This window comes from Arthrobacter oryzae (assembly GCF_037911235.1).
Lineage (GTDB): Bacteria > Actinomycetota > Actinomycetes > Actinomycetales > Micrococcaceae > Arthrobacter > Arthrobacter oryzae_E.
This window is the reverse complement of the sequence record NZ_JBBLYW010000010.1, coordinates 147,386-162,451: the sequence shown is the minus strand read 5'-3', so window position 1 is coordinate 162,451 and position 15,066 is coordinate 147,386. Positions and strand designations below refer to the sequence as shown.

At 66.3% G+C, this 15,066-nt stretch carries 13 protein-coding genes and 1 riboswitch; of the genes, 9 read left to right on the top strand and 4 right to left on the bottom strand.

The features are described from left to right. Positions 1-63 precede the first annotated feature (63 nt). The gene (locus tag WMN78_RS03735) at positions 64-606 is read left to right on the top strand and encodes an AMIN-like domain-containing (lipo)protein (RefSeq protein WP_340532109.1); all 543 of its coding nucleotides are present in this window, start codon (positions 64-66) and stop codon (positions 604-606) included. Between the two features lie 32 nt (positions 607-638). Here the strand turns inward: WMN78_RS03735 and WMN78_RS03730 are convergent, their stop codons facing one another. Genes WMN78_RS03730 through WMN78_RS03720 form a run of 3 tightly spaced genes read right to left on the bottom strand, consistent with a single transcriptional unit; the run spans position 639 to position 4,320 of the window. Then, positions 639-2,201, bottom strand: coding sequence for an APC family permease (locus tag WMN78_RS03730; RefSeq protein ID WP_340532108.1), 1,563 nt, complete (start codon positions 2,199-2,201; stop codon positions 639-641). After that, positions 2,198-3,256, bottom strand: coding sequence for an agmatine deiminase family protein (locus WMN78_RS03725; RefSeq protein WP_340532107.1), 1,059 nt, complete (start codon positions 3,254-3,256; stop codon positions 2,198-2,200). Before WMN78_RS03725 ends, WMN78_RS03730 begins: the two co-directional genes overlap by 4 nt. Continuing rightward, entirely contained in the window at positions 3,253-4,320 is a 1,068-nt protein-coding gene (locus WMN78_RS03720; protein WP_340532106.1) for a nitrilase-related carbon-nitrogen hydrolase, read from the bottom strand. The genes WMN78_RS03725 and WMN78_RS03720 overlap by 4 nt, the downstream gene beginning before the upstream one ends. 187 nt (positions 4,321-4,507) lie before the next feature. On the opposite strand from WMN78_RS03720, the gene WMN78_RS03715 reads away from it, so the two are divergent. The 3 genes from WMN78_RS03715 to WMN78_RS03705 all read left to right on the top strand — a co-directional run bounded on the left by WMN78_RS03715 (position 4,508) and on the right by WMN78_RS03705 (position 6,070). Next, positions 4,508-4,999, top strand: a complete 492-nt coding sequence (locus tag WMN78_RS03715) for a DNA starvation/stationary phase protection protein (RefSeq protein WP_340532105.1) — start codon at positions 4,508-4,510, stop codon at positions 4,997-4,999. Between the two features lie 178 nt (positions 5,000-5,177). Next, on the top strand, positions 5,178-5,567 hold the full coding sequence (locus WMN78_RS03710) for a metalloregulator ArsR/SmtB family transcription factor (protein ID WP_340532104.1): 390 nt from the start codon (positions 5,178-5,180) through the stop codon (positions 5,565-5,567). A 47-nt stretch (positions 5,568-5,614) separates the two neighbouring features. Beyond that, on the top strand, positions 5,615-6,070 hold the full coding sequence (locus WMN78_RS03705) for an SRPBCC family protein (protein WP_340532103.1): 456 nt from the start codon (positions 5,615-5,617) through the stop codon (positions 6,068-6,070). 12 nt (positions 6,071-6,082) lie between these two features. On the opposite strand, the gene WMN78_RS03700 is transcribed toward WMN78_RS03705, so the two are convergent. Continuing rightward, entirely contained in the window at positions 6,083-7,699 is a 1,617-nt protein-coding gene (locus tag WMN78_RS03700) for an MFS transporter (RefSeq protein ID WP_340532102.1), read from the bottom strand. Positions 7,700-7,768: 69 nt separating this feature from the next. Between WMN78_RS03700 and WMN78_RS03695 the strand changes: the two genes are divergently transcribed. The 5 genes from WMN78_RS03695 (at position 7,769) to glyA (ending at position 14,911) form a co-directional block, all read left to right on the top strand. Then, positions 7,769-8,308, top strand: coding sequence for a helix-turn-helix domain-containing protein (locus WMN78_RS03695; protein ID WP_340532101.1), 540 nt, complete (start codon positions 7,769-7,771; stop codon positions 8,306-8,308). Between the two features lie 146 nt (positions 8,309-8,454). Beyond that, positions 8,455-8,553: riboswitch (glycine riboswitch) on the top strand. A 203-nt stretch (positions 8,554-8,756) separates the two neighbouring features. Further along, positions 8,757-11,618 carry an aminomethyl-transferring glycine dehydrogenase gene (gcvP, locus tag WMN78_RS03690; protein WP_340532100.1) on the top strand — a complete coding sequence of 954 codons (2,862 nt, stop codon included), beginning with the start codon at positions 8,757-8,759 and terminating at the stop codon, positions 11,616-11,618. A 12-nt stretch (positions 11,619-11,630) separates the two neighbouring features. After that, positions 11,631-12,791 (top strand): glycine cleavage system aminomethyltransferase GcvT, encoded by a 1,161-nt coding sequence (gene gcvT / locus WMN78_RS03685; protein ID WP_340532099.1) that lies wholly within the window; start codon positions 11,631-11,633, stop codon positions 12,789-12,791. Positions 12,792-13,187: 396 nt separating this feature from the next. Continuing rightward, positions 13,188-13,571 (top strand): glycine cleavage system protein GcvH, encoded by a 384-nt coding sequence (gene gcvH, locus WMN78_RS03680; protein ID WP_340532098.1) that lies wholly within the window; start codon positions 13,188-13,190, stop codon positions 13,569-13,571. Beyond that, complete coding sequence (gene glyA, locus WMN78_RS03675) at positions 13,568-14,911, top strand: serine hydroxymethyltransferase (RefSeq protein WP_340532097.1); 1,344 nt, start codon at positions 13,568-13,570, stop codon at positions 14,909-14,911. The genes gcvH and glyA overlap by 4 nt, the downstream gene beginning before the upstream one ends. Positions 14,912-15,066 lie beyond the last annotated feature (155 nt).

The following is a 15,066-nucleotide window of genomic DNA, read 5'->3' as shown; positions in this document are numbered from 1 at the left end:
CTCGTCATTGCCGGTCCGGGCTCCTACGCTTGAGTTATCTCATCACTTTCAGGGGTGGCCGAAATGAAGAAGTTTCAAGTGTGGCTCGCTGCAATCCTGATGGCCGCCGGGCTGGGGCTTGTGGCTCCGACGCCAGCGTCCGCCTCCTACTGCGACCTTGTGTGGGGATCGCTGGAGAAAACCGAGGGCGACATGGGCAGGGGGCAGGTCACTAACGCACGGACCGGGCAGCATTACTGCTTCGACCGCATGGTGGTTGACCTCAACGGACCCGTGGAAGGCTACACGGTCCGCTATGTCCCCACGGTGGTGCAGGACGGTTCAGGGCTCCCGATTCCCCTGCGGGGACGGGCATTCCTGCAGATCACCGTCAATTCACCGGCTTACGACGACGGAAGCAACCCCACATATAAGCCTGCGGACCCGAAGGAACTGACCAACGTTGGCGGCTACCAGACCTTCCGCCAGTTGGCCTGGGCCGGAAGTTTCGAAGGTTACTCGAGCATCGGCCTTGGTGTCCGCGGACGCCTTCCCTTCAGGGTGTTTACCCTGGACGGACCCGGGGCGGGATCCCGGTTTGTGGTCGACGTGGCCCACTACTGGTGAGCAGCCGCTGGGCCGCCGTTGAGCTGACCGCCTTACTCCGGAACCACCAGGGCAGGGGTGTCCTTGCGGATGGTTTCGCCGCGGAAGAACCCGGGGCGCAGCTTGGCCATGATGAGCATGAACACGGCACCGAGGGCGAGGATTCCCACGCCAAGGACGAACACCAGCCCGACGCCGAAGATCTCTGATCCGCTGCCGAACTCCGGTGCCCAGCTGTCCGCGGCCGTCTGCAGGAACACCACCAGCAGTCCCAGCCCGCCCAGCAGGGGGCACAGCAGCCGCAGCACGAAGTTGCGGACGCTGCTGAAGACGCTGTTGCGGAAGTACCAGGCGCACGCGAACGCCGTCAGCCCGTAGTAGAAGCAGATCATCAGCCCCAGGGCCAGGATGGTGTCGTTCAGGACGTTTTCGCTGACCACATGCATCACCGCATAGAACCCCGCGGAGAGGATGCCGGCAGCAACCGTTGCGAAGCCCGGCGTCGCAAATTTCTTGCTCATGTGGCTGAAAGGCTTCGGCAGGGCACCGTAGTGCGCCATGGCCAGCAGGCTGCGGGACGGCGAGGTGAACGTGGACTGCAGCGAAGCCGCTGAGCTGGACAGGACCGCCAGGGACATGAGGATCGCGAACGGGCCCATGATGGGCGACGCCAGCGCGGTGAAGATGTTCGCGTGGTTCTCTTCGTTGTTCAGCCCGACACCCTCGGTGCCCACGCCGGCGAACATCATGGTGGCGATGGTGACCAGGAGGTAGATGCCCAGGACCACGACGGCGGTGAGGGTGCCGGCAATGCCCGCGGTCTTCTTGCCGTTGGCCGTTTCCTCGTTCACGGTGAGACAGACATCCCAGCCCCAGTACACGAAGATGGACAACGAGATTCCGGCGGCGATCTGCCCGAACGTTTCGATCTTGGTGACGTCAAACCATTCCCAGCTGAACGGGATGGAGGTTTCCGAGGAAGACCAGTTCGCGAAGGCCATGGCGACGAACAGCCCGAGGACCAGTAGCTGGAAGCCCACCAGGCCGTACTGCACGATCTTGGTGGTGTGCAGGCCGCGGTAACTCACCCAGACAGCCAGTGCCACGAACACGAAGCAGGTGGCAACGTTCAGGAGCTTGTTGGCGGCCAGGTCCGCCAGTTCCGGCGCCCCGGTGAGCTGGGCGAGGAACAGGTAGAAGAAGTCCACCGCCACCGCTGCCAGGTTGGACAGCACGATGATGTTCGCAGCGAGGAGTCCCCAGCCTCCCATCCACCCCACCCACGGGCCGAAGGCCTTGGTGACCCAGGTGAAGGTGGTGCCGCTGTCCGGCGAGTCGGCGTTGAGCTCGCGGTAGGCCAGGGACACCAGGATCATGGGAATGAACCCGATGAGGAAGATGACGGGCAACTGCAGCCCGGACTCGTTCACGGTGGGGCCCAGGGCGCTGGTGAGCGTATAGGCCGGCGCAATGGTGGAAATGCCAAGGACGACGACGGCGAGGAGGCCCAGCTGCCCGCCCTTCAGTCCCTTTCCGGTAATGCCGTGCGCGGTGCCGGGCGCGTCAGCGCCGGCTGAACCTGCGCCGAGCTTGGAGCGGCGGATGGTTTGGGTCATGTCCGGGCCTTTCTGGAGGGCAACATGTTAGGGGAGGCAGCGGGCTGCTGCTGGGTGATGCAGTGGATGCCGCCGCCCCGGGCGAACAGTTCGCGGGCGTCGATGCCCACGATCCGGCGGCCGGGGTAGGCATCGGCAAGGATCCGAAGCGCCTTTTCGTCGTTGGGGTCGGCGAACGTGCAGGCAATCACGCCGCCGTTGACCACGAGGTGGTTGATATAGCTGTAGTCCACGAAGCCCTCGTGGTCCCGCAGCGTGGCGGGAGCCGGGACCTCGATGATGTTCCACTCGCGGCCTGCGGCGTCCCGGGTGGTGGACAGGAAACTGATGATTTCGCGGCTGACCTCGAAATCCGGATGCTCCGGGTCCTGCTGGGAATGGACCAGCAGCGTGCCGGGGGAGGGGACGGCGGCCACGATGTCCACGTGCCCCCGGGTTCCGAACCGCTCCGAGTCCCTGGCCAGGCCGCGGGGCAGCCAGACGACGCGGGTGGCCCCGATGGTCCGGGCGAGCTCGGCTTCCACGTCCGCCTTGGACAGTCCGGGGTTGCGGCCCGGGTCCAGCTGCACGGTTTCCGTCACCAGCACGGTTCCCTCGCCGTCCACGTGGATGCCGCCGCCTTCATTGACCAGGGAGGAGGCAATGTGGCGGGCTCCGGACCGGCCCGCTACCTCCGCGCCGATCAGAGCGTCTTTGTCCCAGCGCGCCCAGTCCTGCCCGCCCCAGCCGTTGAAGACCCAGTCGACCGCACCCAGGCGCCCGTCGTCGTCGAGGACGAAGGTGGGGCCGATGTCCCGCATCCAAGCATCGTTCAGGTCTGCGGTGAGCACCTCAACGGCAGGGGACAGGTAGCGCGCGGCGGTGCCGACGTCGTCGGGCGTCACCACTACGGTGACCGGCTCGAATTCGACGGCGGCATTGGCAACGGCGGCCCAGACGGATCGTGCGACGTGGGCCTCCTCGGCGGTGTCACCGAGCGTGTAGCCGCCCGTAGGGAACGCCATCCAGATGCGCTCTTGCGGCGCAGTCTCGGCGGGCATGCGCCAGCGGCTCATGCGGTCACCTCAGTTTCAGCCGGCGCGGCCACCTGGGCTTCCCCGCCCAGCGGCTGGGCTTCCCCGCCCAGCGGCTGGTCATGGCGCACCGGTTCCGTAAGCCGGCCGTAGGTGTCGGGGCGGCGGGTGGCCAGGAAGGGAAACAGCGTGAGCCAGTCCCTGCGCTGGTCCAGGTCCAGGTCGGCCACCAGGACGGCGGATGCGTCGCGGGGCGCCTGGGCGAGGATCCGGCCGTAGGGGTCCGAGATGAAGGAGGAGCCGTAGAAGTCCAGCGTCCCCTCACTGCCCCAGCGGTTGGGAGCCACCATGAACAGGCCGTTGGCGATCCCGTTGCCCACGATGACCTGCTGCCAGAGCGGCTGGGTGTCGAACTCCGGGTGGTCCGGTTCGGAGCCGATGGCGGTGGGGTAGACCAGGATGTCAGCCCCGCCAAGGGAATACAGGCGGGCAAGCTCCGGGAACCATTCGTCCCAGCACGTTGGCATGCCCAGCCGGGCCCCGCCAAGCTCGGCGGGGGAGTGGATTTCATAGGCATCCTCGGAGGCCGGGCCTTGGCGGAAGAACTTGTCTTCGTAGTACCCGGCGGTCACCGGGATGTGCAGTTTGTGGGTGCGGGCCAGCAGCTGGCCCTGAGGGGACACCAGGATGGCGGTGTTCAGTCCAAGGCCGTCGTCTGAGCCGTCCGGGTTGTCCGCGCGCTGGTAGAGGGAAGCATGGACGGAGATGCCGTGCCGGCGGGCGGCCTCCGCGGCGAAGCGGAACGTTGGCCCGGTCAGCAGGTCCTCTGCAAGGTCCGAGGGGCGGGGGCGGGTTGCCCAGGACCGTGCCGTGTTGTTTTCCGGGAGGGTGTCCGCCGGGTAACGGGAGAGGGTCAGTTCCGGGAGGAAGACGACGGTGGCCCCCAGCCGGGTTGCGCGTGCGATTCCCTCGTCCAGTTCCGCGCGAAGCCGGTGAGGGTCGGCGTGCCAGCGGTGCTGGACCACGGCGACGCGAAGGGTGGGACGTGCGGCTGGCCGGGTCCGCGCCAGCGACGCGGGCGGTTCAAGGCAGGTGATTTCAATCATGGCGAATACTCCAGTGAGACGGCGGTCACTAAATGAATGACGTTCATTTAGTATTCACGCCACGCAAGCACTTGGCAAGGAAAAAATGAAGAATGATCATTTTGTTAAGCCGCTCGCGAGATTCGGTGGCGCCGCAGTTCTGCCTGGGTTAGTTTCAAAAGACCAAGCAACCGCACCAGGAGGATCAATGAAGGCATCACCGACGCTGACCAACAATCTGCAGGCTGTGCTCGCGGACCTGATTGAATTGCACATCCAGGGCAAGCAGGCCCACTGGAACATCGTGGGAACCAACTTCCGCGACCTCCACCTGCAGCTGGATGAAATCATCGATGCCGCCCGGAACTTCGCCGATGACATGGCGGAGCGCATGCGGGCACTCCACGCACTGCCGGACGGCCGCAGCGCCACCGTTGCGGAAACCACCAGCCTTGCACCGTTCCCGCAGGGGCTCATCAACACCAAGGACGCCGTCGACCGCATCGTGGCGGCGCTCGAGGCGGCCGTGGGCACCATGCGCAAGGTCCACGATGAAGTCGACGAGGAGGATCCCACCACGGCGGATCTGCTCCACGAGTTCATTTCGAAGCTGGAGCAGTACGCCTGGATGGTGGGCGCGGAGAACATGAAGGCCTCGGCCAGCGTGACCACACCCGACAGCAAGCCGAGCAGCAAGTAAGCCTGCCGGCAAGCAGGACTAGGGCGACTCCGGTCGCCGACCATCGCCAGGGAAGCCCGGCGCCGGACATTGTTTCCGGCGCCGGGCTTTCTGCTGCCGCGGGAAGGCTTCCGTTGAGCGCCCTTCGATCTCCCGCAGGACCCTTGACTTCCGGACGTTTCGGGGAATACTTAAGTATGTGCTTAACAATCGTGAGACGGGCGGTGCGGAACTGGACGCGATTTTCCAGGCGCTCGCCGATCCCACGCGCAGGGCCATCCTCATTCGGCTCTGCGAGGGACCGGCGTCCGTCTCGGAGCTCTCCAAGCCTTTCTCCATGAGCCTGCCCGCAATCGTTCAGCACCTGCAGGTACTCGAGCACTGCGGCCTCGTCAGAACCGAAAAGATCGGCAGGGTACGCAGCTGCAGCATCGAACCGGCGTCGGTCCGGCTGGCGGAGGACTGGCTGGGCAGGCGAAGGACGGGCCAGGAACGCCGCATTGACCGCCTGGAAGCCTTCCTCTCGGACGGCACCTCGGACGGCGCTGATGACTCCGGTGGGGGGCCGGAGGCCCGGAATCGGAGCTAACCACCCGCATCACCAAAGCCCTAGCAACCACAACAAAGGAGTACGCCATGGCAACCCCCATCACGCACGCAAGCTTCAGCCTCGAACGCCGGCTGAATGCCCCGCCGTCGCGCGTTTTCCACGCCTTTTCCGATTTCGCGAGCAAGAAGAAGTGGTTTGGCGGTCCGCCCGAATGGACCCAGGGCGAGTCCAGCCTCGACTTCCGGGAGGGCGGCAGGGAAACAGACGTCGGCGGTCCGCCGGGCGGTTTCGTCTCCACCATGCATGCGGTTTATCAGGACATCGTGGAGAACGAACGAATCGTCTTCACCTACGAAATGTTGCTCGACGGACGCCGCATGTCCGTTTCGCTCAGCACGGTGGAACTGGCGCCCGACGGCGACGGCACCCTGCTCACATTGACGGAGCAGGGCGCCTACTTCACCGAAGAAGACCAGGCCGCGGGCCGGGAGGAGGGGTTCAGCGGCCTGCTGGACGCCCTCAAGGCCTTCGTCGAGGACTGAAGCGGGGCGGCGCTACGTCGCCTTCGGTACTCCGCGGAGTACGACGGCGACAAAGACTGCCGCCCCCGCCATCAGCACCAGCCCGATGGACGCCGTCACATGGACGCCCGACTCAAACGCCGCCTTGGCGGCCGACGTCAGGGCGTCCGCCAGCGGTGCCGGGAGCGAGTGCGCCAGCTCCATGGCCCCTGCCAGGGTCTCCCGCGCCTGTGCGATCCCGTGCCCGGCGTCGCCGGCGGCGACGCCCTCCAGCAGGATGCCGTCCGGCAGGACCAGATTCCGCTGATAGGACGCCGTCAGGATCGAGCCCAGGACGGCCGTGCCCAGCAGCGAGCCGATCTCGTAGCCGGTTTCCGAAATGGCCGCAGCTGCCCCCGACTTTTCCGGCGGCACGGCCCCCAGGATCAGGTCGTTGGAAATCGTTTCGGCTGCCCCTACCCCGAGGGCAAGGACCAGGAGGGCGCCAAGCAGGATCGCCGGACCGCCCGAATGGTCCCCGAACGCCACCATGAGGTAGCCGGTGGCGCTCAGGGAGAGGCCGCCGGCCACCACGAAGCCGGGCCGTGTGCTGCGCACCAGGGGGACCACGAGCAAGCCGGCAAGCACAGTGGCAACCAGGGCTGGGATCATGGCTATCCCGGCCTCAGTGGGCCGCAGCCTCTCCAGGAGCTGCAGGTGCTGGGCCAGGAACAGGATGAAGCCGTTGAACGAAAACAGTGCCAGGACATTCGCTGTAATGGCCGTGCTGAAAATCCTGTTTCCGAAGAGGCCCATGTCCAGCAGCGGGCTGGCCAGCTGTTTCTGGCGCCGGACGAAGACGTAGCCCATGAGAAGTCCGAAGCCCATGGCCGCCGCCGGCGCGGGGCTCAAGCCCTCCGTCGCCAGTGACTTGATGCCGTAGACCAGCGGAACCATGGTGAGCAGGGAGAGCGCGATGCTGGCGCCGTCCACGGTTCCGGGCCGGGGGTCCTTGGACTCGGGAACCAGTGCGGGACCCAGCAGCAGGATGGGCAGCATGATGGGCACTGCCACCAAGAGGATCGCGCCCCACCAGTAGTGTTCCACGAGCCAGCCACCGAAGATCGGCCCCAAGGCCGCGCCGCCCGAGAACCCTGCCGCCCAGATCGCAATGGCCAGCCGCCGCCGGTTCGGGTCCGGAAAGATGTTGCGGATCAGGGACAGTGTGGACGGCATCAGCATCGCACCGAAAAATCCAAGTACCGCGCGGCCTGCGATCAACCATTCCGCGCTGGGGGCAAAAGCCGTGGCCGCAGAGACCGCGGCAAAGCCGGTGCTGCCGATCAGCAGAAGCCTTCGGCGCCCGATCCTGTCGCCGAAACTCCCCATGGCAACCAGGAGGCCGGCCAGGACCAAGGGGTAAGCATCGACAATCCACAGCAGCTGAACACCGGTGGGCTCGAGGCTGCCGGCAATGGCGGGCAGCGCGAACGTCAATGCGGTGTTGTCCACGGCCACCAGTAGGACCGGAAACATCAGGAGCGCCAGCGCCAGCCAGTCGCGCCCCGGCTTCGGTGCAGTAACCCGGCTGCCGCCAGCGCCGGGCGAGCCGGACGGACCCGCCGTGAAGTGCCGGGTTGCCGGAGTCGAAGTTGAAGTGGAGCTTTCCATGGCTTTAACTGTACCGTCTGGACGGTATAGTTTAGAAGTGGGCCCCCGCGAGCGGGCATGATAGGAACCATGGCCAGAAAACCCGTTGCACGCGAAGCTGTGCTCGACGCCTTCGAAGCCCTCCTGATAGAAGTGGGCGAACGCGCCGCCACGCTGGATGCCGTCGCCAGGCGGGCCGGGGTTTCCAAAGGCGGCTTGCTGTACCACTTCCCGAACAAGGAGGCCATGATTTCGGCCCTCCTGGAGCGTATGGATGTGCTGGTGGCAGGGGATTTGGACGCGATGGCGAAGGCTCCGGAAGGGGCCGCGGCGTACTTCATCCGCTCGTCACTCTGGGCTGACACTCCGCTGGACCGGGTCTTTGTGGCTGCCACACGGCTCGCCGAAGTGGCGCACAAGGAAACGCTGCATCGCTTCGCCGCCGTTCAAGGGAGTTGGCTCGAACTGCTGGCCGGCGACGTCGGCCCGGCGATGGCCAAGGCAGTGCTGTACATGGGTGACGGCCTCTATTTCAATGCCATGCTGGCCAGCGGCCCCGGTGCCGCCCCGCCCGGGATGAGCGCCGACGTCGACAGCCTGCTGGCCGCCGTCGAGCGGCTCCGCGGCTGACCGCCGCCCCCGCCGACGTCGCCGCGGCCCTCTTGGCGGCTCAAGCCGTCATGCGGCGCCGGACTGGACGGCAGAGTTTGCACACTGGACCCGCGCATAGGACAATTACAGCTGTGACTGTTGTCACCGCTAACTAAATATGCCTTTGATCTGCGGCGGGAGAGTTCTGCAAGTAGGTACAAGCAGGCGCCGTAGGAGCAAACCCTCCCCAGGAATCTCTCAGGCCCACGTACCGCCGCGGCAAGGCAACTCTGGAAAGCAGCAGGCTGTCCGTTTGTGCCCCAACCCAGTTGGAGGCAGCAGACGGGACACGCCATGCTCACCGACGGTGCAAGCGGAGCTGTGCGAAAGCACGGTCCTGCGGAAACTCTCAGGTCCCATACAGAGCGGGGAGGAACCCGGACCACTGCGGCGTACCCTGCGCCGCCATTAGTAATGGAGTTCCTTCGTGACGGTTAGTTCAGCCTCCACCACCTTCGTCGACCGGCATATTGGCGCCCGCCGCCAGGCCGACATCGACACCATGCTCAAGTCCGTCGGCTACGACACCGTCGAGTCGCTGGTAGACACCGCGGTCCCCAAAGACATCCGCCAGGAAGTCGCCCTGACTTTGCAGGATGCCCTGAGCGAGGTCGAGGTACTCGCCGAGCTGCGCAAGCTGGCAGCCAAAAACAAGACGGCAGTGCAGATGATCGGCCAGGGCTACTACGACACAGTGACCCCGGCGGTGATCCGCCGCAACATCCTGGAATCCCCGGCCTGGTACACCGCCTACACCCCGTACCAGCCGGAAATCTCGCAGGGCCGCCTCGAGGCCCTCCTGAACTTCCAGACCATGGTCCAGGACCTCGTGGGCCTGCCCATCGCCAACGCCTCGCTGCTGGACGAAGCCACCGCCGTGGCCGAAGCGGTCCTCATGATGCGGCGTGCCAACAAGAACAAGGCCGCCCACGACGGCAAGACCGTCATCGACGCCGATGTCCTGCCGCAGACCATCGCCATCGTCAAGGGCCGCGCCGAGGCGCTCGGCTTCGAGGTGGAGGTCGCGGACCTGTCGCAGGGACTTCCCGACGGCGACATCAACGGCATCGTGCTGCAGCAGCCGGGCGTTTCCGGCCGGGTGTTCGACCACGCCGCCATCATCGCCGCCGCCAAGGAGCGGGGCGCGCTGGTCACCGTCGCGGCCGACCTGCTCTCGCTGACCCTGATCACGCCTCCGGGCGAACAGGGTGCGGACATCGCGGTCGGCTCCACCCAGCGTTTGGGTGTGCCGCTGTTCTTCGGCGGTCCGCACGCCGCCTACATGGCGGTCCAGAAGGGCCTCGAGCGCTCCATGCCCGGCCGCCTGGTGGGTGTGTCCAAGGACAACGCCGGAACCCCGGCCTACCGCCTGGCCCTGCAGACCCGCGAGCAGCACATCCGTCGTGAAAAGGCCACGTCCAACATCTGCACCGCGCAGGCACTGCTGGCCATCGTCTCCTCCATGTATGCCGTCTACCACGGCCCTGACGGGCTGAAGGCCATCGCCGAGACCGTCCACAGCCAGGCCCGCACCCTGGCCGCGTCGCTGCAGGGCGCCGGCCTCGAGGTCCTGCACGGCAGCTTCTTCGACACCATCACCGTCCGCGTCCCGGGTAAGGCCGTTGAAATTGTTGCCGCCGCCGAAACCAAGGGCATCAACCTGCGCGGCATCGACGCCGACACGGTCGGCATCTCCACTGATGAAACCACGACGCCGGAAATCGTCGCCGCTGTTGCCGCCGTCTTCGGGGCCGAGGTTGCCGACGCCGCCGAGGGCGACGCGGGCTTCGCTCTGGAGGCCGCCGTCGGGCGTTCCTCGGACTACCTGCAGCACCCGGTCTTCAACACGCATCGCTCGGAAACCCAGCTGCTGCGCTACATCCGCAAGCTCTCGGACCGCGACCTCGCGCTGGACCGCACCATGATCCCGCTGGGTTCGTGCACCATGAAGCTGAACGCCACCGCCGAGATGGAAGCCATCTCCTGGCCGGAGTTCGCCTCCATCCACCCGTTCGCCCCGGATTCCCAGACCGAGGGCTGGCGCGAACTGATCGATGGCCTGGAAGCGGACCTCGCCGAGATCACCGGCTACGACCAGGTGTCCATCCAGCCGAACGCCGGCTCCCAGGGCGAGCTCGCGGGCCTGCTGGCGATCCGCGGCTACCACCTGTCCCGCGGCGATGACCAGCGCAATGTCTGCCTGATCCCGGCGTCGGCGCACGGCACTAACGCGGCATCCGCCGTGCTGGCCGGCATGAAAGTGGTTGTGGTGGCCACCGCTGCCGACGGCACGATCGACCACGCCGACTTCCAGGCGAAGATCGAGGCCAACAAGGACGTGCTGTCCGCGATCATGATCACCTACCCGTCCACCCATGGCGTGTACGACGCCGACGTCCGCGAAATCTGCGACTCGGTGCACGCTGCCGGCGGTCAGGTCTACGTGGACGGCGCCAACCTCAACGCCCTGGTGGGCCTGGCCCAGCCCGGCAAGTTCGGCGGCGACGTGTCCCACTTGAACCTGCACAAGACCTTCTGCATCCCGCACGGCGGCGGCGGACCGGGCGTCGGCCCGGTCGCTGCCAAGGCCCACCTGGCCCCGTTCATGCCCGGCGATGCCAACAAGGCCGCACACGAGGACGGTCACGGCGTCGCGATCTCAGCCTCGCGCTTCGGTTCCGCCGGCGTGCTGCCGATCTCCTGGGCCTACGTGAAGCTCATGGGTGGCCAGGGCCTGACCGAAGCCACCAAGTCCGCGCTGCTTGCGGCGAACTACATCGCCTCCCGTCTGAACGAGTTCTTCCCGGTCCTGTACACCGGCGAAGGCGGACTCGTGGCGCACGAGTGCATCCTGGACCTGCGGGCCCTGACGGCCAAGACGGGCGTCACCGCGGAGGACGTGGCCAAGCGCCTCATCGACTTCGGCTTCCACGCACCCACCCTCGCGTTCCCGGTTGCCGGCACGCTCATGGTGGAGCCCACCGAGTCCGAGGACCTCGTGGAGATCGACCGCTTCATCGACGCGATGATCACCATCCGCCAGGAAATCGACCAGGTGGCCAGCGGCGACTTCACCGTGGAGAACTCCCCGCTGCGCAACGCGCCGCACACCGCGGCCGCCGTCGTCTCCTCCGACTGGAAGCGCGAGTACCCGCGTGAGCAGGCCGCCTTCCCGGTCCACCACCTGAAGCAGGACAAGTACTTCCCGCCCGTGGGCCGCATTGACGGCGCAGCAGGTGACCGCAACCTGATCTGCTCCTGCCCGCCCATCGAAGACTTCGAAAACTAAGGATTCCCCCCGATGACTGAGAACTACACCGCGCTCTATGAAGAGCACAAGAAGCTCGGCGCGTCCTTCACCGATTTCGGTGGCTGGCAGATGCCCCTGAAGTACTCCTCCGAACTGGCCGAGCACCACGCCGTCCGCAACGCCGCCGGACTGTTCGACCTCTCCCACATGGGCGAAGTCTGGGTCACCGGCCCGGACGCCGCAGCGTTCCTCGACTACGCCCTGGTGGGAAAGATTTCCGCCATGTCCGTGGGCAAGGCCAAGTACTCGCTGATCTGCCAGGAAGACGGCGGCATCATCGACGACCTCATCACGTACCGGCGTCCTGCAGCTGCGGATGCCGCCGGAAACGGAACGGACCGGTTCCTGGTGGTGCCCAACGCCGGCAACGCCGTTGTGGTTGCCGCAGCGCTCGCCGAACGGGCAGCAAAGTTCGACGTTGTTGTGGAGGACGCTTCCGCCCGGACGTCGCTGATCGCCGTCCAGGGTCCCAAGGCCGAAGGCATCCTGCTTCGCCTGGTTCCGGCGGCCCAGCACGAGCTGGTAACCGGACTGAAGTACTACGCCGCCGTCGAAGTTCCCTTCCTGGTGGCCGGCGCCGCCAAGAACCTCCTGCTGGCCCGGACCGGATACACCGGTGAAGACGGCTTCGAGATCTTCGTGGACAACGACGACGCCGCAGCCCTGTGGCAGGCCATCGCGGCCGTCGCCGATGAGGGCGAGCTGGTCCCCGCCGGTCTGGCATGCCGCGACTCGCTGCGCCTGGAAGCGGGAATGCCGCTCTACGGCAACGAGCTCTCCCGCGAAGGCAATCCCTACGCAGCAGGCCTCGGCCCGGTCGTCTCACTCGCCAAGGAAGGCGACTTCGTGGGCCGTGCGGCACTGGAAGCACTCAAGGCCGGCGGCGCCGGCTCCACGAGCGGGCGCAAGCTGGTGGGTCTCAAGGGCCTGGGCCGGCGCGCCGGCCGCGGCCACTACCCGGTCCTCAAAGACGGCGCAGTGGTTGGCGAAGTGACCTCCGGCCAGCCGAGCCCCACGCTTGGTTACCCTGTAGCGCTCGCTTATGTCGACGTCGAGCACTCCGAAGTGGGCACCGCCCTGGACATCGACCTGCGCGGCAAGGCCGAGCCGTTCGAAGTCGTCGCACTGCCTTTCTACAAGCGCCAAAAGTAGGCCTTAGGCTGTCAGCGGTTCCCGGGGCCGTCTGGCCCCGTCGGGGCTGACATCCTCCGCGTGCTCGGTCGCGTAGACGCCCGCTGGGCGGACGTGACGCTCCCTTAGACGCACGCTTCCGGATGCCAGCCCCGAAGGGGGCCGTCAGCTGTCCTGTCCCCACCCGACAAGCTCGATCATTGGGGGTTGAGCTTGTCGAACCCGGCAGCCTACTTGGAGCTGGCGGACCACTGTTTTATCTTTCACTGCCGTTGGTTCCCACGGAACTGACGGCCGGAGGCGGAGGGTGAGCGGATTCCGGAAGCGTGCGTCAAAGCGACGAAGGAGCAGCACGCGGAGGAATTCGGTCACCCGCCTCCCCACCCGACCACAGAAGTAACGAGATTAAGGAACACAATGGCAAAAGTAGCCGCTGAACTGCAGTACTCCGACGAGCACGAGTGGGTGGCCCGCGAGGCCGGCAACCTCGTGTCAATCGGCATTTCCGCCGTGGCCACCGACGCGCTCGGCGACATCGTGTACGTTGACCTGCCCGAGGTTGGCGCCACGGTGACCGCAGGGGAGACCTGCGGCGAGGTCGAATCCACCAAGTCCGTTTCGGACCTGTATTCCCCGGTCACCGGCGAGGTCACGGAAACGAACTCCGCCGTCGTCGACGATCCTGCGCTGATCAACAGCGATCCGTACGGTGCCGGCTGGCTCTTCAAGGTTGCTGCGGAATCGGACGGCCCGCTGCTCTCGGCCGAGGAATACGCTTCCAAGAACGGCGGCGAACTGTGAGCGCGGCAGGCTCCGCCACGGCCGCAGGCACCGGAACGGTCGCATTCGAGCAGGTGGTTTCCCCGTCCCTGGACGCGGACCTGTCCGCGCTGGACCCGGAGATCGCCGCGAAGATCGACGACGAACTGGTCCGCCAGCGTACCGGCCTGGAAATGATCGCCTCGGAAAACCACACCGCCAGGGCCGTCATGCAGGCGCAGGGCTCGGTGCTGACCAACAAGTACGCCGAGGGCTACCCGGGCAAGCGCTACTACGGCGGCTGCGAACACGTCGACGTGATCGAGCAGCTGGCCATCGACCGGGTGAAGGCCCTGTTCGGCGCGGAATACGCCAACGTGCAGCCGCACTCCGGTGCCCAGGCCAACGCCTCGGTGATGCACGCGCTGATCAAGCCGGGCGACACCATCATGGGGCTGAACCTGGCCCACGGCGGGCACCTGACCCACGGCATGAGGATCAACTTCTCCGGCCGCCTGTACAACGTCATCCCGTACCAGGTCCGCGAAGAGGACCACAGGATTGACATGGCCGAGGTTGAACGACTGGCCCAGGAGCACAAGCCGCAGCTGATCGTTGCCGGCTGGTCCGCGTATGCGCGGCAGCTGGACTTCGCCGAGTTCCGCCGCATAGCAGACTCCGTGGGCGCCTACCTGATGGTGGATATGGCGCACTTCGCCGGGCTCGTCGCTGCCGGACTGCACCCGTCACCGGTGCCGCACGCGCACGTTGTCACCTCCACCACGCACAAGACCCTCGCCGGTCCGCGCGGCGGCATCATCCTCTCCAACGACGCCGACATCGCCAAGAAGATCAACTCGGCAGTGTTCCCCGGCCAGCAGGGCGGACCGCTGGAGCACGTGATCGCGGGCAAGGCTGTAGCGTTCAAGGTGGCCGCGTCCCCGGAGTTCAAGGAACGGCAGGAGCGCGTCCTTGCCGGTGCCCGGATCCTGGCTGACCGCCTGGTCCAGCCCGACGTCACCGCCAAGGGGATTAACGTGATTTCCGGCGGCACCGACGTCCACCTGGTCCTGGTGGACCTGCGCAACTGCGAACTGGACGGCCAGCAGGCAGAGGACCGCCTCGCGGAAATCGACATCACCGTGAACCGCAATGCCGTGCCGTTCGACCCGAGGCCGCCGATGGTCACCTCGGGTCTGCGCATCGGCACCCCGGCCCTCGCGACCCGCGGTTTCGGCGAAGCAGCCTTCGCCGAGGTGGCGGACATCATCGCCGAGGCACTGATTGCCGACGCCGGCGCGGACCTTTCCGGCCTGCGCTCACGGGTGGAGGCCCTCGCCGCCGCCCACCCGCTCTACCCCTCGGTTGCCAACCTCGCCTAGAGGCCGTATTACAGAAGTAGAGATCATGACGCCGGGCGGCCGCCATAAGCTGCCGCCCGTCGTCGTGTATCCGGCAGTACAGCCGCCCACCGGCGGTTGCACTGCCCTCCGGCAGGACCATCTGCCGGACCACAGTTAGACCTAGTTAGGAACCC

Coding starts and splice junctions, on each gene's coding strand:
- WMN78_RS03735 (WP_340532109.1), top strand. CDS start 64: ATGAAGAAGTTTCAAGTGTGGCTCGCTGCAATCCTGATGGCCGCCGGG.
- WMN78_RS03695 (WP_340532101.1), top strand. CDS start 7,769: ATGGCCAGAAAACCCGTTGCACGCGAAGCTGTGCTCGACGCCTTCGAA.
- gcvH (WP_340532098.1), top strand. CDS start 13,188: ATGGCAAAAGTAGCCGCTGAACTGCAGTACTCCGACGAGCACGAGTGG.
- gcvT (WP_340532099.1), top strand. CDS start 11,631: ATGACTGAGAACTACACCGCGCTCTATGAAGAGCACAAGAAGCTCGGC.
- WMN78_RS03725 (WP_340532107.1), bottom strand. CDS start 3,256: ATGAGCCGCTGGCGCATGCCCGCCGAGACTGCGCCGCAAGAGCGCATC.
- WMN78_RS03705 (WP_340532103.1), top strand. CDS start 5,615: ATGGCAACCCCCATCACGCACGCAAGCTTCAGCCTCGAACGCCGGCTG.
- WMN78_RS03720 (WP_340532106.1), bottom strand. CDS start 4,320: ATGATTGAAATCACCTGCCTTGAACCGCCCGCGTCGCTGGCGCGGACC.
- WMN78_RS03715 (WP_340532105.1), top strand. CDS start 4,508: ATGAAGGCATCACCGACGCTGACCAACAATCTGCAGGCTGTGCTCGCG.
- WMN78_RS03700 (WP_340532102.1), bottom strand. CDS start 7,699: ATGGAAAGCTCCACTTCAACTTCGACTCCGGCAACCCGGCACTTCACG.
- WMN78_RS03730 (WP_340532108.1), bottom strand. CDS start 2,201: ATGACCCAAACCATCCGCCGCTCCAAGCTCGGCGCAGGTTCAGCCGGC.